The sequence below is a fragment of the Streptomyces kronopolitis genome (genome assembly GCF_050953795.1).
Lineage (GTDB): Bacteria > Actinomycetota > Actinomycetes > Streptomycetales > Streptomycetaceae > Streptomyces > Streptomyces kronopolitis_A.
In genome coordinates, this window is record NZ_CP191850.1 from 7,103,827 (window position 1) to 7,121,670 (window position 17,844).

A 17,844-nucleotide genomic window follows, 5' to 3' on the forward strand; every position below is an offset into this window, starting at 1 on the left:
CCCGAAGCACCCTGACGCCGCACCTCACCTCACCCGGTGAGCGCGCAGACGTGAGGTAGAACTATGGGCGACATGACCGTTTCGTTCCTGCGGATGGGCATTTCCTCATGTGTACGCGGATTCTCTGGAACACCAACGACCTCGCGGTTCTGGTCGGCCGGACGATGGACTGGCCCGAATCGACCGAGCCCGTTCTCACGGTTTTCCCGCAAGGTCTGAAGCGCGACGGCGGAAAGCTCGCCGGCCATACCGTGGCCGGCGACAATCCCCTCAAGTGGACGAGCCGGTTCGGTAGTCTCGTGACGACCCTCTACGGCGGCGGCACGGTGGACGGACTGAACGAGCGCGGCCTCGGGGCGCACATGCTCTATCTGGACGAGACCGACCTCGGCCCCGGTGACCCGAACAAACCGCAGCTGCAGCTCGCCCTGTGGATCCAGTATCTGCTGGACACCGCCGAGACCGTCGAGGAAGCCCTGAGTCTCCTCGACACCTTCCAGCTGGTGATGGTCGAGATGCGGGGATTCCAGGCCACCGTGCACGTGGCGCTGGAGGACGCGTCCGGCGATTCGGCGATCATCGAATACGTCAACGGTGAACGGCGGGTGCACCACCACCGCAAGTACACGGTCATGACGAACGAACCCGCCTTCGACGAGCAACTCCGCCTGCTGGAGCAGCAGGTGCAAAAGGTGCGGAACCTGGGCCATGACGAGCCCAGCAGCGAGGTTCCGCTGCCGGGAAACGTCAATGCGGTCGACCGCTTCCAGCGTGCCGCCTACTTCAGCGCGCTCTTGCCGAAGCCGGCGAACGAGCGGCAGGCCGTCGCCGGAATCCTGGCCGTCACCCGGAATGCCTCCGTGCCCTTCGGCGCTCCCTATCGCTCGGGCAGGTTCGAGGTCTACAACACCGAATACCGCACCGTCTGCGACCTCACCGACAAGCGGTACTACTTCGAACTGGCCACCAGCCCGAATCTGCTGTGGGCCGAGCTGGACCGCTTCGACCTGTCACCCGGCGCCCCGGTCATGGCCCTGAATCCCGACTCGCTCGATCTGGCCGGCGACGTCTCCGGGCAGTTCGCCCAGGTCCCCGCACCCTTCTGACCCGCCCCCGGCAGCCGCTGACCCGAGCCCCCGGGCGCTGCCGGAGCCTGCGCCTGGGGCTCCACCCCTTGACAAAGGGGCCACCTCGGTAGTTTCCTGACTGACTAGTTAGTCAGGGTCTCAAGGGTGCGAGGCGCCTTGTCGTGCACGGGTCGCCGGGAGTGGAGAGTCCAAGTGAATGCGTTGCCGGCAACTTTGCCTGGTCCCGACTATCACGACCCCGCGGTCTACTCGCTCGACCGGGAGGCGATATTTTTCCGGTCGTGGATATGCGTCGGACGTACCGAGGACGTACGGGACGCGGGCCAATGGATCACCGCCGACGTCGCGGGCGAGAGCATTCTGGTCACCCGCAACCAGGAAAACTCACTGCGCGCCTTCTACAACGTGTGCCGGCACCGTGGCTCGCGGCTGTGCGACGAGGATTCCGGCCAGGTGAAATCCGCCTTCAGGTGCCCGTATCACGCCTGGACCTACACGCTTGACGGCACACTCCGCGGAACTCCGCACGTCGGCCGCGAGGAAGTCTCCCGCGAGGCACACGGACTCTGGACCGTCGCCGTCGACGAATGGCAGGGCTTCGTCTTCGTCAATCTCCAGCGCGACGACCCGCCCGCCCTGCGCGACGCCCTGGCGGACAGCGAAGGGGTCCTGGACCTCGAACGATTCGACCTCAGCGGACTGCGGCGCGGCTTCCGCTCCGTCCACGAGGTACAGGCCAACTGGAAAATCATCGTCGCCAACTACAACGAATGCCTCCACTGTCCGACGGTGCACCCCGAACTCGTCGACATCGTGCCGGCGTTCCGGTCGGGCGTGGTCTTCGAGGACGGCAGGTCCGACGGGGGAGTGTCGCTGGCCGAAGGACGCATGAGCGTCGCCGACGACCGCGAATCGCGCCACCTCCTCATACCGGGAATGGCCGGGGAGGAGGCAAGTTCCTACTTCGGATCCCTGCTCTTCCCCGCAATGTTCCTCGACATCAGCGGATGCGAGGCAATCGCCACCCTGGTACAGCCCACCGGCCCGACCAGCTGCCGACTCGTCACCGACTACCTCTTCCACCCTGACAGCGTCTCCCGCGCCGACTTCGACCCCAGCGCGGTCGTCGAATTCAACGAACGGGTCGCGGAGCAGGACAACGCGGTGTGCGAGCGCGCCCAAAAGGGCGTGATGTCACGAGCGTTCACACACGGCGTCTACCCGGAGAAGGACGCAGAGGTCTACAAGTTCGACCTCCACTACAAAAGGCTGCGCGACGACTTCCAGGCGCGTGCACAGGAGGCCGACGCAGCTCGCCGTAACGGGTGAGGACCGGACGCGGGGCGCTCCTCGTCCCTGACCTGCTCCATGAACACGGTGACCGGCACGACGTCCTCACCCGGCATCCGGCCGGTGACTACGAACCGGGGCAGCTCCACTGAACTGCATCAGCGACTTGGCGTCGTGCGCAGCACGGTCTCAGTCCTGCGCGGCGTCGACGGATGGATGGACGTGCAGGGTGAGTCCCGTGATCCGGCCGGATTGGATGACGGGGCCGTGCTGGACCCCGCCGCTGATGTCGTTGTGCACGGTGAGCCGTCGCCTTTCCGGAGCGTGTGCGAGCTGCTGCAGGGAGGCGAGCAAGTCGCGCAGGGTGTCTGCGGTGACGGAGCCGGACTGCAGAACTCCTTGCAGATAGGTGTGCCACTGGTCGGTGAGGTCGTCGGTGGTGTGTGTGCCGGCGGCAGCCCGGGCGGCGAGCAGGCGGGCCCGGACGGAGTCCAGGTCGGCGAGTGTGGCACCGTCCGCCTGGGGACGGGAGAGAAACCGTCCGACCAGTTCGCGGGCGTGCGTCCACGAATCGGTGACCATGAGTGAGATCAAGGTTGCCGCTCCAGATGTGGCGAGAGCGGCCAGCTCGCTGTCCATCGTGTGTCTCCTCCGAAGGGTCAGAGTCCGGGCGTCTCGTCGGTCGGGTCGTCGACCGGTGTGTAACTCGCCGGCGGGTCGAACCTGCGCAGCAGTTCCTCGGCCGTCTCGTTCCGGTCCTGCGTTTTGATGATGTCGGCGATCTGCTTGGCCAACATCACCCGCCGGACATCGCCGTCCGCGAAGCCCATACCGGCGAGGAAGCCTTCGAAGTGGTCGGCGGCGGTCGGCTCTCGTTCGAACGAAGCGGTCGGCGCGTCCACGGCGTGCAGGTCGGGCCGCTCGCTGCGCGGCTGGGGCAGGAGGTCCCGCAGCCGGTCGGGCACGTCGGTGTCGTTGGCCGCGGAGGTGAGCTGGGCGAGCAGACCGAGGTCCGCCACGGCTTTCTCCACCTGCTCGTCGTTCTTCGCGAGCCACCAGACCACCGCGCTGCCGGTGTCCTTGAGCACGTCATCGCCGAGGTACTCACGCTTGCTCTGCTCGTACTTCCGCTGGTGTTCCCAGACCGCCTTGTCCTTGCGCACCTCGGAGAGCTTGTCCAACCGCTCCTGGTCGTGCTCGTGCAAGGTGAGCGTGATGTCCTCCGCCATGACCTGGAGGTGTCCGGCGCGGTCCGGGCGCATCCTGCTGAGCGCACCGCTCAGCTCGTGCTGGACGAGTGAGGCCCGGCCGGGCTCCCGCAGTTCGGTGATGGCACGGGCGCAGTCCAGTACCGTCTCGATGGCGAGACCCACCGGGCTGACGACGGTGCCGTTCCCGTCCGCTTCGAGCAGGAACCACCGTACGGTGGCGGAGAACAGGAAGTCATAGTCGGCCCATTGGCTGGGAAGCGCAACGGAAGTGACGCGGTGTTCGCTGCGTTCGATCGGCACCGCGGTGCGTTGCTCCTCGAAGTCGACCGGTACGGAGCCGCGCCGCGAGGCGGCGATTCTGAAGGCTGCCGTGGGCACTCCGAAGAGGAGAACGACGAGGGCGGCCCAGGCCCATGTGGGCCACTGTTGCGTCAGGCCGAGGATCGTCATCAGCAGTGCGCACAGGACGGTGAGGAAGACAGTCGTCGTCTTGCAGCCGGTGGTCATGGTGTGGTCCCCCTGGGTGGAGCCGGTCGAGACGAGGCGGCCGTCGGGCGGAGGCCCTGCGCCGCGGAGATCTTCTGGAGCAGTCGGTCGGTGGTGGTGACGCCGTGCGCCGAACCACTCGAGGTGGTGGGTTCCGCGGCGCGGGCCACGGCGTACAGCGTCGCGAGAGAGGTGCCGTCGCGGTCGGCGGCGTCGACCAGGAGGTCGAGCAGCAGGTCACGATGGTCGCCGGCGTCGGAAGCGGTGTGCAGCCAGCGCTTCGCGTACGGATGCCAGTGCGCCCGCGGCAGATGGACGAGCACCGCCCGCCAGCCGGTGGTCACACAGCCCTGCACGTAGCTCTCGTCCAGCAGCGCGCGGGGCGAGCCGCCCGGGTCCGTGAGTGGCACCGGGTCGCAGATCCGCAGAAAGAGACGGGCATCGGTGGCGGGGGCGGACGAATGCCGGGTGAGTCGGTCCAGCATGCGGCGCCGCAGTCGGCTGCTCGTCGCCACCAGATCGCACAGCGCGTCCAGCGCGGGCGTGGCACCACCGTGCTCACGGCGGGCGAGGTGGCGAAGCCGGACCATTGCCTGGTCGGGATGGGTGGGTGCCATCACCTCGGTGCAGACGCGGAGCAGGACGTAGGCAAGGTCTCCCGCGAGTTGCTTGTCCCTGCACCACGTGTAGACCAGTTCCCGGAAGTTCGCTCCGTACTGCTTGCTCTCCAGGCCGCAGCTGAGTGCGTGGATGGCTGCGTCCGGACGTACCGGATGCGCAGGGCCGGTGCCCCACTTGTCCGCCAGTGCCGCCAGCTCTCTCCACTTCCCGGTCCGCAGATACTGGTCGGCGAGCCGTCTCACCAGCTCTCTGCGGAGGTCCTCGGTGAGGTGCCGATCGACCAGCTCAGCGGTCCGGTCCGCCCAGGCGCTGAGGAGGGGCCTGAGGTCGGGCATGTGGTCCCAGAAGTGGACGCGCACGGCGGCGTCGAAGCCCAGCCTGTCGAAGCGTACGTGGCCATCCGGTCCGGCTGATGCCGAGATCTCCGTCAGTCGCTCGGCCAGGTCCTTGCCCTCCAGCAGGTGAACGGTGTCACGAGGAGTCTTGAGGGTGCGGAGCAGAAGGGCTGAGGCGCGGTGGATGACGTCCGCGTGCGCGCCGTGCAGCATGGCCGTGGTGCACAGCAGTGCCCGCTGCGGTGCCGTACACCGTTCGGCGACGAGACCGGCGACCTCGTGTTTCCACGTCTTTCGTGCGTCGCGAGCCTGTTCGCACCAGCCGGCGAAATCGTCGGGTGTTCGATGCGCGCCACGGGCCCGCCGCACGCGGTCGGCAAAGTCCGCGATCTCCTCCATCGAACGCGGCGCGTCGAGGAACTCGGCTGAGGCGGGTGCGGATTGCAGGTATTCCTCGTGCGGTATCTGGTGGAATCGTAGGTGCCGCCGGAGCACTTCCTGAGCCGGAGGGCACGAGATCTCGGCACGGTAGGGCTGGAGGTCGGATTCCAGCGTGCCGTCCGGCGGCATGACGACCACCAGGTGGGCGTGCTGCTCCTGTGCGGCCTTGCGGAGCGCCGACAGATCCCTGCGGTACTTCCACCATCCCGCCATGTCGGCCTCGCCGAGGTCCAGCAGCAGGCGATCCCCGGGGCCCACCAGTCCGGCGTCCGTGAGAGCGACTTCCTCCTTGTCGCCGGGCAGCAGTTCGCGAAAGATGCCGGTGCTCTGGTGCAGTTCATAGAGGAGGACACGGGCGGCGGCGGACCTGCCGCTGCCCGGTGGGCCGTCCAGAATCACGGTGCTGTGCTCTACCAGGAGGCGGCGTGCCTCGCCCATACCCGTGGGGTCGACGAAGCGCTGCCTGAGCAGCCGGAGCTGGTCATCTGCGATGCGACGGGGACTTCGCCCGGCCGGCTGCTGCGCGGAGGAGCTGGTGGTGCAGCTGTGGAAGTTGTAGATGTGGCCTTGGCCGGCATGCACCGAGCCGCCGGGACTGCTGACCCGTGTGAAGGTGTCGTTCACCGTTCGTCGTCCCCGCGCCGCTCCGGCCCGCCGAACCGGTGCCGGATGTCACCACGATGGTTGCCTTCGATGTTCGTCATGCCGTCGCCCGAATAGTGCCGGCCGCCCGACACATGGCGGGAGTTCTGATAGATGTTGCCGTTGCCGGAATGCACGGGGCCGGTCGATCCCTTGATGACGGTGCCACCGACGTCTCCGGTGAAGTCCCGGCTCTGTACGGCCGTTCCGTGGACGTCGCCGACGGAGTTGGACACCGAACCGGGGTCGGGTGCCGGCGCCTCGGCGTGCTCGAGGTCATGCAGCTCGGGAACCATGTCGGCGACCAGATCACCGAGGCGTTTCAGATCGGCTTCGGCGTTTTGCGTGTCCAGCCGTACGGACTGCAGCTCGGCCAGCCGCGCCAGCTCGTCCGGCAGATCGCCCTTCTTCAGGCGCTCGGTCGTCCTGCCCGCCAGGACGGGGACCACCGGCAGTCCGCAGGCGAACGCCTCCAGGATCTCTTTCCGTACCCAGTCCTCCGGATTGCACAGCTTGGAACGGAAGTTGATCCAGTCCTCACCGATCACTGCCAGCAGCAGCGCGCTGCGGCGCAAGCTCGTCAGCAGTGCGTCGGGGTAAGCGGTGCCGGGGGAGATGGACTTCGAGGCGCGGAAGGCGCGGTCCTTGCCGAAGCGATTGGAGAGCTCGTTGTCGATCAGAGCGGCGGTCTCATTGCCGTCGCCCGTCCGGTAGTTGATGAACACATCAGCCATGGGATTCCTTCTTCAATGGGTGAATCGGGATAACGTCCCCAGTCGCGGGGAGAGTTGGCGCACCGAAGCGTGGTCCGAATGACGGGCCAGGACGCGGGTGAGCCGCCGGAGATCGATCGTCACGGTCGCGGAACGCACGGCCGCCACTCCGTCGAGAAGGGGCTCGGTCAGGGTGCAGGCATGGTCGATCTCGCCGTCCGCCGCGTAAGCGAGCGCCCGTCGTACGCCGTAACGCACCTGCGTCCGCACCGCGTTGGGGGAGACCCACGCGAGCTGCCGGTTCAGCTCCTCCGCTGCCTCCCGCGGGCGGCCCAGGTCGAACAGACACCAGCCGGTGACCATGCCGACCGAGTCGGGCAGGTGCATGGGGCCGATCACCGGTGCGTCGGCGTCGTCAACCTGTCTGGCGAGCAGCACCCGGGCCCGGTCCAGGGCACGCTGACAGGAATCGCGGTCGCCCGCGAGCGCATGGCCCTGTGCCTCGCGTTGCGCGGCGAGTCCGCGGATGCGGGACGGGAGCGTGTCGCTCTGCGCCCGCTGCGCCAGGGCGACCGTCTGTTCGGCGTCGTCCTGGTACAGCGTGATCAAGGCCCGCCGGACCAGCGCATATCCGGCCAGGGCCCGGTCACCGCCGGCGGCGGCAAGGTCCACCGCGCGCTGTGTCCACCACAGCGCCGCCTGTTCGTCTCCGGTCTCCTGCACCAGCCACCCGACGTATTCGGCGTACCTGGATCCGAGTGCGAGCAGCTCCCGGCGGGTGCGGGAGTCGGCGTGCGTCGAAAGCTCCCGCAGTGTGTGGGTCTGCGCGATCAGGCCGGGGAGGAGAAAGCCGGGTTCGACGGTCTGGCCGAGCCGCCGATAGTGCGTGAACAGAGCGCGGGACGCTTCCAGCATTCCGGCGCCCGTCGACGGTGAGACCGAGCCCGCACCGCCGGTCTGCCACCTCATTAACGAGGCGGCGCCGGCGCCCACGACCTGGCGTCGGCCCATGGGCCGGAACCAGCCCGAGCCGTCCGGTGACAGCTGCATCGTCCACTCCTCCTCGTCGATTCCGCCTGGTGCCGGCTCATCCGCTGTGCCGGAAGCGGATGCGGCGACCAGGGCGATCAGTGCTCCGCCGGCCCGGAGGGCGGCGTCGCACAGCCGGGCGAGATCACGGCTGGGCGCCTTGATGCCTCGTTCGACTTTGCTCAGCTGCGCTTTGCTGTAGTGCACGGCGGCAGACAGAGCGGTGAGGCTGAGTCCGGCGTTCAAACGACGCCTCCTCAGTTCCTCGCCGAACGCGGTGGACGGCTGCGGCACGGGAACCTCCATGACCATCCATCCAGGCGAACGGGGTTGCCGCAGGAAAGAATGTGGCAACCCGGCCGGACGGACAAGGCGAATGGTGCTGTTTCCCGTTTCCTTCTCCGTGGAGGAGACGCGGTATTCCCCGGAGCGGCGAGTTGTGCAGTGGTGAAGCCCGCCCGCGCCGTTCTGCGGGCCGACGGCACGGCAAGGAAATCCCCGGCAAGCACGACGAGATGCGCGGGTGAGCGACCGCGCAGCAGCGGCATCGGCAGCTCAAGTTATTGACAGGAGGGGAGGACAACGGCAATGACAATCAGTTGCCTGCAGCGTGGCGATGATGGCGTGCTCGTGATCGTCCCCCGCATCGCCGGCGCACAACTCGCCGAGCTGATCGACGAGTTCGAGATCGGCGCCGGGATGCAGCCCGCAGGCGACGCCTACGGTGGTCTGATCCCGGCGTTCCACCGGTCCGGTCCGATGCAGGACCACTTCCCCGGACGGTCCACTCACGCGACGGGGCCGAGGACAGCCGTTCTCGGTTGTGCGTGCGGCGAGTGGGGGTGCTGGTCGCTCATGGCTCGTATCACCGCGACGGCAGAATGCGTGACCTGGGACGCTTTCGAGCAACCGCACCGCAAGACCCGTGACTATGGGGCATTCGGTCCGTTCCGGTTCGGCCGTCGCCCCTACGATGACGCCCTGCGGGCCCTGGGCGCGGTGAGGGGCTCCGACGCCGGGGACACGCGCGCATGAGCGCTACCGGGCGCGGCTTGCCTGGGCAGGGATGGGGGAGCGATCCAGCGGTTCTCCCGGACCGCGAAGAGCCGTGACCAGCTAATCGGGCTCTTTCCTGACCGCCCAGCCAAGCCCGCCGCCGTCCCATCCGCCCCCGGCTCAACCGCTCAGACCGTAGCCATCCGGCGGTCGTCGTCCGTCGAAGCGGCCGGTGTCGCCTCGGTCCCGTCCAGGGACGGGTCGCCGGTGAGGCCGCGTTCGTGGGCGCGGACTCCGGAACGTACGGCCCAGAAGTAGAAGGCCGGGGCGGTGACCGCGATCAGGGCGGTGCCCAGTACGCCGGGGAGCAGGCCGCGGCCGCCGAACTCCTCGCCGCCCAGCGCGGAGACCAGGGCCGTCCAGAGCAGGAAGGCGACCATCCACCAGGCGGGGGCGAACTGCCGGAGCAGTCGCCGCTCGCCCCGGCGCCACAGCACCAGCGCCGCGATCGGTACGGCCACCAGGGTCAGCACGGTGATCTTTCCGGTCTCCGGCCACTTCGACCAGTACAGGGCGCAGGCGGCGAAGGCGAAGGTGACCGGGCACAGCACCCCGGCGGCCGGCAGGCGGAAGGGGCGGGGCAGTGCCGGGCGGGTCCGCCGCAGCACTCCCACGGCGATCGGGCCGATCAGGTACGAGATGACCATGGCCGCCGACACCACACCGGCCAGCGCCTGCCAGCTGCGGCCGACGGTGAGCAGCAGTACGACGGAGAAGGCGAGGTTGAGCCACATAGCGGGGCGGGCGGTGCCGTAGCGGGGGTGCACGGCGGCCAGCTTGCGGGGGAAGAAACCGGTCTCGGCGAGGTTGGTGACCATGTACGCGGCCGAGGCGACATTGGCGATGTTGGAGCCGGCCGGCGAGATGAACGCGCCGAACTGCAGCATGGTGACGACCCAGTGCAGCATCAGCAGCCCCGCCAGATCGGCGAACGGCGAGTTGAGGTTCACGCCCTGCCAGCCGCCGGACCGCGCCAGCAGCTCGGGCGGCACCGACCCCAGGTAGGCGGCCTGCAGCGCCAGGTAGATCACCAGGCCCAGGGCGAGCGCGCCGACCAGGGCGATCGGGATGGCCCGGCCGGGGTTCTTCGCCGCACCGCCGAGGTTGACCACCGCCTGGAAGCCGTTGAACGCGAAGACCACACCGCAAGTGGTGACGGCGGTGAGCACGGCCGGCCAGCCGTACGGGGCGAAGCCGCCGTGGGCGGTGAAGTTCGAGGGGTGGAACCCGGACCCGACCAGGGCGAGCACCGCCAGCACCGGAATGGCGAACTTGACCAGGGTGAGCACGGTGTTGGCGCGGGCCAGCAGCTGCACCGACCAGAAGCAGGTGAGCCAGAGCGCGAGAGTCAGGAGCAGCGCCATCACCGTGCCGGAGAGGGTCAGCTGGTGGGTGGCCGGATCGACCAGCCCCTTCGCCCAGCCGAAGCTCCAGGACGTCATGTACTGGGTGGCGGCGATCGATTCGATCGGCACCAGCGAGGCGGTGGCGATCCACACCGCCCAGCCGGTGAGGAAGCCGAGCACCGGGCCGTGCGAGAGATGCCCGTAGCGGGCCATGCCGCCGGGTATCGGGTAGGCCGAGCCGACCTCGGCGTACGACATCGCGATCAGGCCGATGAAGACGACACCGATCACCCAGGCGACCAACGCCGCGGGGCCCGCCACCTGGGCGGCGGAGCCGGCCCCGAAGAGCCATCCGGAGCCGAAGATCGAACCGATGCCGATCATGATGAGGGCGAAGAGGCTGAGCCCCTTGCGCTCGCCGGCGCTCATATCCATGGGAAGTGTCGTCCATCCTGGTATCGCGCACCCCGCACTGCCGGAGGGGCCGCTGCCATCTGCCGCCGACCACCCTATTTCCGGCCACCTGCCGGGAACGCCGCCGCCCTGCCGCGACACCGCGCGGACCGGCCCCGTCAGGCCGTGCGCCCGAGGCCAACGGCCGCGGCCCCGGGGCCTGTTCGCGCCGAATTCGCCGCTCGGCCGACGGCCCGGGAGATCACCGCATGAGACACGTCACAGCGGCGGGCCGAGCGGGCGCTTTTCCGTGCGGGGAGAGGTGTCCGTACCGGGAGGGTGTGAACCGGCGGGAGTAACTGGCCGGGAAGGTGCGGAACGCGGTGCGGTGCCCCCTGCGGGAGTGGGCACCGGACGGGTCACCTGCGGACGAACCGGGCAGCGTTCGGGGTCGTGTCGTGCGGCTCGGCGGGGGCCTCGGCCGGGACGCGGGCGGCGCGGCGGCCGTGCAGCCAGGCCGCGACGGCGACGAGGGCGGCCAGCGCGATCAGAGCGCACACGCCTCCCCAGCCCAGCTGGGCGTAGGCCCGGGTGCCGAGCCACGAGCCGGCGCCCGCGCCGAGGAAGCCGCACGTCATGTAGCCGGTGTTCAGCCGGCTGCGGATCTCGGGGCGCAGGGCGAAAATGCGGGCCTGGTTGGCGACCTGGCCGCACTGCACCGCCACGTCGAGCAGCAGCAGCCCGATCGCGAGGCCGACGAGCCCCACCGCGCCGCCGATCAGTCCCGTCAGCAGTACGGCACCGGAGGCGAGGCCGAGCAGGAGGCACCACAGGTTGACGCGGTCCGCGCCGTAGCGGTCGACCCAGCGCCCGGCGGCGGGGGCCAGGAACACGCTGGCCGCGCCGATCAGCGCGAGCAGGCCGACGGCCTGGGTGCCCATGTCGTAGCGCGGGCCGGTGATCAGCAGGGTGACGGCGGTCCAGGCCGCGCTGAAGCCGCCGAAGAGGGTGACCTGGAAGGAGATCGAGCGGCGCAGGGCGCTCTCGTCGCGCAGCAGTCGCAGGGTGTCGGCCAGCAGTGTGGGGTAGCCGACGCGGACCGCCGGGACGCTGCGTGGCAGGGCGAAGCCCAGCGTCACGGCGAGCAGCGCGGTCAGGGCGGCGGCGACGAGGTAGGGGGCGCGCCACCCCAGCTGCTCGCCGAGCACGCCGCCGAAGGTGCGGGCCAGCAGGATCCCGCCGACCAGTCCGGCCTGGAGGGTGCCGGTGACGGCGCCCTGCCGCTCGGGGGCGACCATGCCGGCGGCCATCGGCAGCATGATCTGCGGGACGACGGTGGCCAGGCCGACGACGACCGCGGCGGCGAGCAGCGGGCCGGTGGCCGGGGCGAGGCCGGCGGCGAGCAGGGCCAGCGCGGCCACGCCCAGCAGCACGGTGATCAGCGGACGGCGGGAGAGGCGGTCGCCGAGCGGGACGAGGAGGAAGAGTCCGGCGGCATAGCCGAGCTGGGTGATGGTCGCCAGGGTGGTCGCGGTGGCCTCGCCGATATGGAAGCCGTGGGCGATCAGCGGGGTGATCGCCTGCGGAAAGTAGGCGTTGGCCACGGCGACACCGCAGGCCAGCGCCATGATCAGCAGCAGACCGCGGGACACCCCCGCCGGGGCCGCAGTGGTGGAGGGATCAGTGGTGGACATAACCGGGTCCAATCGAACGAACTAGATGGTTCGCTTTGTACGGTGGCACGCGCCGCCCCCGGTGTCAAACGAACTGGTTAGTTACGATGCGGCCATGGCATACGACTCCGCAGCGACCAGGGAACGCATCCTCGCGGCGGCGACCGAGGAGTTCGCCGCGCACGGCGTATCGGGCGCCCGCGTGGACCGCATCGCCGCTTCCGCCAGCGCCAACAAGCGTGCGATCTATGACTACTTCGGCGACAAGGGCAAGCTGTTCGCCGTGGTCCTGGAACGGGCCATGGCCGACCTCGCCCGGGCCGTCCCGCCCTCCGAGGACCTGCCCGACTACGCCGAGCAGCTCTTCGACTACCACCGGAAGCATCCGGAAGCCCTGCGCCTGGTGATGTGGGAGGCCCTGGAGGTGGGTGACGGCCCCGTTCCCGGGGAAGTGGAGCGCACCCGGCACTACGGCGACAAGATCCTTGCCGCACAGGCCGGCGGCGCCCCCGGCGACAGCGCCCGTACCCAGGTGTTCTTCACTCTCGCCCTGGCCAGCTGGAGCGCCGGCATGCCCCAGCTGCGAAGGATGGTGCTCGGCGAGGACTGTGACCTCGACCGGCTGCGGGAGGACGTCGGTCGGACGGTCAGGGCGATCCAGGCGGGCGACGGGGGCTGAGGCGCGACGGGAGCTCAGGCGCGAGGGGCGAGCCCGACGCCGCTCCGCGGTCCAGCCGGTCCGCGCCCACTCCCGGCCCGGCATGCCCCTCTTTCCTTCTCATCCATCTCCCCTCACGATCAATGCCATGAAATCTATGTGTTGGACTCATGGTTCGAACGGAGGAATGCTTCAGTAAGAGTCCCCTTCATCAGGTTTTGGAGAGTTTCATGCCGTTCGCATCCATATGTTCCGCCGAGGTGGAGTACGCGGTCGAAGGAGAGGGACCGGGGCTGATGCTCGTCCATGGCACGGGCGGCAGCGCCGACTCGCTCTTCAGCCCGTTCGTGCCGTACTTCAGCGGCGACCGGACCGTGATCCGGCCGAACTTCAGCGGGAGCGGCCGCACCACCGACGGGGGCGACAGGCTGACCACGCAGATGATCGTCGAACAACTCGCCACGGTCGCCCGGGAGGCCGCCGACGGCCCGGTGGACCTGCTCGGTTTCTCCCTCGGTGCGGCCGTGGCCACCGCGTTCGCCGCCACGCACCCGGAGCTCGTGCGCCGACTGGTCCTCGTCGGCGGCTGGGTGCACTCCACCGGGGCGCGGGACCAGTTCTACTTCTCGACGCTTGCCAAGCTGTTCTCCGGTGACCGCGATCTCTTCAAGCGGTTCGCGCAGCTGACCGCCTACAGCCCGGCCGCGGTGGAGAGCGCCGGCCCGCAGGGCCTGGCGGACCATCTGCGACAGGACCAGTGGCCGCCGCTGGGAATGGGCCGGCAGATCGACCTGTGCGCCCGGATCGACAACCGGTCCCGGCTCGCCGACGTGACCGCGCCGACGCTCGTGATCGGGCTGGTCGAGGACCAGATGGTGCCGGTCGACGGATCCCGGCAACTGCATGCCGGAATCGCCGGCAGCCAACTGATCGAACTTCCCGGCCAGGGCCACATGGACTGGGTCGCCGCACCCACCCCCGTCATGGAACTCACCCGCGCTTTCCTCCACGTCAAGTAGGCGGCGGTAAAACGGACGTTGTCGTTGTCCCGCTCAGGGTCTCGTTGATGAGCGTCCGTTTCCCAGGGCATTCCTTCCCCTTTCTTCGGGTCTCCGGACGTAGATCCAACGCCCGATACCGGCCCGGGTCTTGAGAAAGTAGCTTTCCTTCTGGTTCCCGCGAAGTGGAACCGGCCAGGGGTGAAATCCGCTGGGTCCCCGCGCATTCCGACGGCTTCTACCGCCCGTCGACGGCGCGTCCCCCCCCCACACCAGCACGCACCTTGTTCACCCCTGCTTTCATTTACCGATTCGAGGTATGGGTATGACCACGCAAGTCCCTGCCAGTGCGTCCGTCGAGGGCGGGAGACGCTCCGGGACCTCCGGGACCGGTGAACCCGCATTCCCGTTGGCGGCGCTGCTCGCGCTGGCCACGGCGGTGTTCATCACCAGCCTGACCGAGACCCTGCCGGCAGGTGTGCTGCCCGCGATGAGTTCTTCGCTCGGGGTCAGCGAGTCCGCGATGGGGCAGTCGGTGACCATCTACGCGGTCGGGACCTTCCTCACGGCTATCCCGCTGGCGGCGGCCACCGCGACATGGTCACGCAAGCGGCTGCTGCTGACGTCGATGGTGGTCTTCGTCGTGGCGAACACCGTCACCGCGCTCTCACCGGACTACACGCTGACCCTTGTCGCCCGGTTCGTCGCCGGGGTGGCGGCGGGGCTGGCCTGGGCCACGCTGTCCGGATACGCGCGCCGCATGGTCGCCGTGCCCCTTCAGGGCAGGGCGATGGCGATCGCCATGGCCGGCATCCCGGTGGCGCTGTCGCTCGGGGTGCCCGCGGGGACCTTCGTCGGCCGGGTGCTCGGCTGGGGTGCGGCCTTCCTGGCCATGTCCGTCCTCGCCGTCCTCGTGATCGTGTGGATCCTCGTGACGGTTCCGGACTATCCGGGGCAGCAGGAGCGCCGCAGCCCGATCCTGCGTGCGCTGTCGGTCCCGGGCGTGAGCCCCGTCCTGTTCGTCACCTTGGTCTTCGTCCTCGCGCACACCATCCTCTACGCCTATGTCGCCACCTTCCTCGCCGAACTCGGCATGGGGCGCTCCACCGATCTGGTGCTGCTGGTCTTCGGCGTCGCCTCGCTGGTGAGCATCTGGTTCGTGGGGGCGCAGGTCCACCGCCGGCTGCGGGTCATGATGGTCGCCTGCACCCTCCTGGTCGCCGTGGCGGCGGCCACACTCGCCACGTTGTCCCACGTCACGGCTCTGGTCTACGTCGCGGCGGCACTGTGGGGCCTGGGATGGGGAGGTGTCCCCACGCTCCTGCAGACCGCTGTGGGCGACGCGGGCGGCGACCAGGCGGACGCCGCGCAGGTCATGCTGGTCACGCTGTGGAACGTGGCGATGGCCGGCGGCGGCGTCGTCGGCGGGGTGCTCCTCGACCTGTTCGGTCCCTCCTCCTTGCCATGGAGCATTCTGCTGCTCATGGCTCCGGTGCTGATCGTCGTCATGGCCGCCCGGGGACACGGCTTCCCCGCCACGCGCCGGACGTGAGGGCCCGGCCGTTCCCGCCGGCCCCTCGGAATCACCGTGGGGCCGGGTCAGGCCATCCAGAAGAAGACCGCCGTCATCCGCTTCTCCTCCATGGTGGTGCCCCAGTAGGCGGTGGCCGTGTGGATCAGGTTCGCGGAGTAGAGCAGCAGCCGGTTGGCGCGGTGCGGGACGCGGAGGTCCTCGACGAAGGAGTCCGGTGCGACGAAGCGGGTGCCGAGGGCGTCGACCAGGTTGTTGTGCGGGGCGGCCACCTGATTGCCGCCGAGCGCGCCGCCCGGCAGGCGCTGCCGGTAGAAGCTGGTGCCGAAGTCCTTGGGGACCAGCGGGTTGAGGTACAGCACGGCGGCGTAGCGGCACAGGGTGCGGGAGTCGGTGTGCGGGCGGGGCTCGCACTCGCCCTTGCCGACGATCTGGACGCAGTTGTGGTTCACGGTGCCGCCGCCCGTGGGGCGTTCGGCCCAGATCTTCGGCGCACCGGTCGCCTTGCGCACCAGCCTCTCGACGCGGGCCAGTTCGTCGGGCTCCAGTGCCGGCATGGTGCGCAGGCCCGGCCAGCTCTCGGGTTTGTGGGGATAGCCCTCGGTCCAGTCGTCGCGGGCCAGACAGCGTTCCCGCACGGCGGCCGGGTCCGGCAATACGTCGTCGAGCACCCAGTAATCCCGGCCACGCGTCGGTTTGCGGTAAGGGAGAACAGGGAGAGTGGCAGGGTTTAGGGGCATGACAGGGAACGTAGTTCGGCCTTTTGCGTAGCTCGCCACTCAAGCGGTCAACCTTCAGTCAAGGGTTGTCCATTCCTCCCTGTGAATTTGCTGTGTATTTGCCGTGCCTCCCCCGTCATGACCCTTTCTTTCTCCCTTCTTGACGGTGAAGTTGTGGCGCGACGGCGGGCGGGAGGTGGCCCATTCCAGGGAGCGGCCGTAGCCCCAGGGGTCGTCACAGCACGGGAAACATGAGGTGGAAGCCGAATACAAGGATCCAGAAGGTGACTTTTCCCAGCCATTCGTCGAGCAATGTCCCGGTGAACTTGGGCCACCGGAAAGGGAATCCGGCGAACATCGCGTAGATCACCGTGCCGACCCGCGCATCTCGCCCGCGCCTCCTGGTACCTGATCGAGAATCTGCACCGCCGGGCCGAGGCGGCCGCCATCTTCCGGCAATTCGGGCACGACCATCGCAAGCTCGGGGTGCGTCCGGCGCACTACGAGGCGTTCGAGGTGGCACCGCGCGCGGCCCTGCGGCGCACCGCCGGTCCGCGGTGGATCGAGGCGGTGGAGGCGGCATGGGTGCGGACGCTGCGGTGCGCCGTCGCGTCGATGGTGGAGGGCGCCGAGGCCGCACTCGCCGAACCCCCGTGCCGGCAGGGCACGGTGACCGCCCATGAGCGCCGCCGCCCGGATCTCGCGGTGCTGCGGATCCGTCCGCACGAGCCGTAGCGTACCGGGCCGGCCGGAACGCGGCCGTCGAATCCCCGCTGCTGCCCCAGGCGTGGCGAGACCCCTCCCCACCGTCGGCACCGGCGCCGGACGGCGAGCTGGCATCCCACATCCGGCGCACCGGCCCCGGCGGGGTCAGCGACGACACGAACAACTCACCACGATCGCCGGGAAGTTCGGGGGCCACCGTCGGCGAGAAGTCTCTCGGCCCACTGCCCGATGATGTGCTCCACCGCGAACGTCGTCCGGCGGGAACGTGCCTGGTCGAGCGTGAGCCAGACGGGCGCCTCACCCTCCTCCTGCACGGTCACCTCCCCACCCCCGCCCGCCTCCCGGGACTCGTCGACCTCCAGCAGATAGGCGTGCCAGCGATGCGCGTCGGAGCCCCGCCTGCACACGTCCCCGCGCAATTCCTCGTCCGTAACCAGTCGGAGAGACCCCTTCGCGGCGCGGATTCCCACTTCCTCCCACAGCTCCCGCGCTGCCGCGCACTCGGGATCCTCCCCGCGTTCGACATGGCCCGCGGGGACGGTCAGTGAGTAGGGAAAGGCGGTCCGCTGGAAGAAGAGGAACCTCGCTCGCCGGTCGCGCACGAAGACACCGGCACTCTCATGCCAGTACTCGCCGTCCGCATCGGTCCACCAGGAGACGCAGGGGTCCACGACGATGGCTCGCTGCGCCTCACGGCCGCACGCGGCGCAGGCGCAGCACTTGCGTCCGTCCGCGATCCTCCAGGTGACCGCCTCGGCGTGGCAGTACAGACAGAACTCGCCATGAGGATCGTCCCGCAACCGAAGGAAGTCGATGTTCATGCTGCCCTCTCCGAGGTGAAGGACTGCCGTCAGCGCGTACAGCAGCCGGGAACGCCGTACTCCGTGG

The 17,844-nt window shown here is 69.1% G+C and carries 16 protein-coding genes and 1 pseudogene; 7 read left to right on the forward strand and 10 right to left on the reverse strand.

Annotated features, from left to right (window positions below; all coding sequences use genetic code 11):
- Positions 1-107 precede the first annotated feature (107 nt).
- Both ACQP17_RS31340 and ACQP17_RS31345 read left to right on the forward strand, forming a co-directional pair.
- On the forward strand, positions 108-1,106 hold the full coding sequence (locus ACQP17_RS31340) for a linear amide C-N hydrolase (RefSeq protein WP_433859314.1): 999 nt from the start codon (positions 108-110) through the stop codon (positions 1,104-1,106).
- 174 nt (positions 1,107-1,280) lie between these two features.
- Entirely contained in the window at positions 1,281-2,417 is a 1,137-nt protein-coding gene (locus ACQP17_RS31345; RefSeq protein ID WP_433859315.1) for an aromatic ring-hydroxylating oxygenase subunit alpha, read from the forward strand.
- 150 nt (positions 2,418-2,567) lie between these two features.
- Here ACQP17_RS31345 and ACQP17_RS31350 read toward each other — a convergent pair whose 3' ends face one another.
- Genes ACQP17_RS31350 through ACQP17_RS31370 form a run of 5 tightly spaced genes read right to left on the reverse strand, consistent with a single transcriptional unit; the run spans position 2,568 to position 8,150 of the window.
- Positions 2,568-3,017 (reverse strand): hypothetical protein, encoded by a 450-nt coding sequence (locus ACQP17_RS31350; RefSeq protein WP_433859316.1) that lies wholly within the window; start codon positions 3,015-3,017, stop codon positions 2,568-2,570.
- A 20-nt stretch (positions 3,018-3,037) separates the two neighbouring features.
- A complete protein-coding gene (locus ACQP17_RS31355; RefSeq protein WP_433859317.1) occupies positions 3,038-4,096 on the reverse strand; it encodes a hypothetical protein in 1,059 nt (352 codons plus the stop codon).
- Positions 4,093-6,096: a hypothetical protein gene (locus ACQP17_RS31360; protein ID WP_433859318.1), complete on the reverse strand. Its 2,004-nt coding sequence runs from the start codon at positions 6,094-6,096 to the stop codon at positions 4,093-4,095. The genes ACQP17_RS31355 and ACQP17_RS31360 overlap by 4 nt, the downstream gene beginning before the upstream one ends.
- Positions 6,093-6,848 (reverse strand): toll/interleukin-1 receptor domain-containing protein, encoded by a 756-nt coding sequence (locus ACQP17_RS31365; RefSeq protein WP_433859319.1) that lies wholly within the window; start codon positions 6,846-6,848, stop codon positions 6,093-6,095. The genes ACQP17_RS31360 and ACQP17_RS31365 overlap by 4 nt, the downstream gene beginning before the upstream one ends.
- A 12-nt stretch (positions 6,849-6,860) precedes the next feature.
- Complete coding sequence (locus ACQP17_RS31370; protein WP_433859320.1) at positions 6,861-8,150, reverse strand: helix-turn-helix domain-containing protein; 1,290 nt, start codon at positions 8,148-8,150, stop codon at positions 6,861-6,863.
- A gap of 294 nt (positions 8,151-8,444) precedes the next feature.
- On the opposite strand from ACQP17_RS31370, the gene ACQP17_RS31375 reads away from it, so the two are divergent.
- Complete coding sequence (locus ACQP17_RS31375) at positions 8,445-8,891, forward strand: hypothetical protein (RefSeq protein ID WP_433859321.1); 447 nt, start codon at positions 8,445-8,447, stop codon at positions 8,889-8,891.
- 149 nt (positions 8,892-9,040) lie between these two features.
- On the opposite strand, the gene ACQP17_RS31380 is transcribed toward ACQP17_RS31375, so the two are convergent.
- Positions 9,041-10,693: an APC family permease gene (locus ACQP17_RS31380; protein WP_433859322.1), complete on the reverse strand. Its 1,653-nt coding sequence runs from the start codon at positions 10,691-10,693 to the stop codon at positions 9,041-9,043.
- 377 nt (positions 10,694-11,070) lie between these two features.
- Positions 11,071-12,345, reverse strand: coding sequence for an MFS transporter (locus tag ACQP17_RS31385; protein WP_433859323.1), 1,275 nt, complete (start codon positions 12,343-12,345; stop codon positions 11,071-11,073).
- Positions 12,346-12,439: 94 nt separating this feature from the next.
- Here ACQP17_RS31385 and ACQP17_RS31390 point away from each other — a divergent pair, with 94 nt between their 5' ends.
- The 3 genes from ACQP17_RS31390 (at position 12,440) to ACQP17_RS31400 (ending at position 15,532) form a co-directional block, all read left to right on the forward strand.
- Positions 12,440-13,003 (forward strand): TetR family transcriptional regulator, encoded by a 564-nt coding sequence (locus ACQP17_RS31390; RefSeq protein WP_433859324.1) that lies wholly within the window; start codon positions 12,440-12,442, stop codon positions 13,001-13,003.
- Between the two features lie 209 nt (positions 13,004-13,212).
- Positions 13,213-14,001 (forward strand): alpha/beta fold hydrolase, encoded by a 789-nt coding sequence (locus ACQP17_RS31395; protein ID WP_433859325.1) that lies wholly within the window; start codon positions 13,213-13,215, stop codon positions 13,999-14,001.
- Between the two features lie 304 nt (positions 14,002-14,305).
- Positions 14,306-15,532, forward strand: coding sequence for an MFS transporter (locus ACQP17_RS31400; protein WP_433859326.1), 1,227 nt, complete (start codon positions 14,306-14,308; stop codon positions 15,530-15,532).
- A 47-nt stretch (positions 15,533-15,579) separates the two neighbouring features.
- On the opposite strand, the gene ACQP17_RS31405 is transcribed toward ACQP17_RS31400, so the two are convergent.
- Together ACQP17_RS31405 and ACQP17_RS31410 are read right to left on the reverse strand one after the other, a co-directional pair.
- Positions 15,580-16,251, reverse strand: coding sequence for a DUF6445 family protein (locus tag ACQP17_RS31405; RefSeq protein WP_433859327.1), 672 nt, complete (start codon positions 16,249-16,251; stop codon positions 15,580-15,582).
- Between the two features lie 54 nt (positions 16,252-16,305).
- Positions 16,306-16,606 (reverse strand): annotated as a pseudogene (locus ACQP17_RS31410) (hypothetical protein); the annotation flags it as partial.
- A 71-nt stretch (positions 16,607-16,677) separates the two neighbouring features.
- On the opposite strand from ACQP17_RS31410, the gene ACQP17_RS31415 reads away from it, so the two are divergent.
- The gene (locus tag ACQP17_RS31415) at positions 16,678-16,965 is read left to right on the forward strand and encodes a globin domain-containing protein (RefSeq protein WP_433860056.1); all 288 of its coding nucleotides are present in this window, start codon (positions 16,678-16,680) and stop codon (positions 16,963-16,965) included.
- Between the two features lie 155 nt (positions 16,966-17,120).
- Here the strand turns inward: ACQP17_RS31415 and ACQP17_RS31420 are convergent, their stop codons facing one another.
- On the reverse strand, positions 17,121-17,777 hold the full coding sequence (locus ACQP17_RS31420; RefSeq protein ID WP_433859328.1) for an NUDIX hydrolase: 657 nt from the start codon (positions 17,775-17,777) through the stop codon (positions 17,121-17,123).
- Positions 17,778-17,844 lie beyond the last annotated feature (67 nt).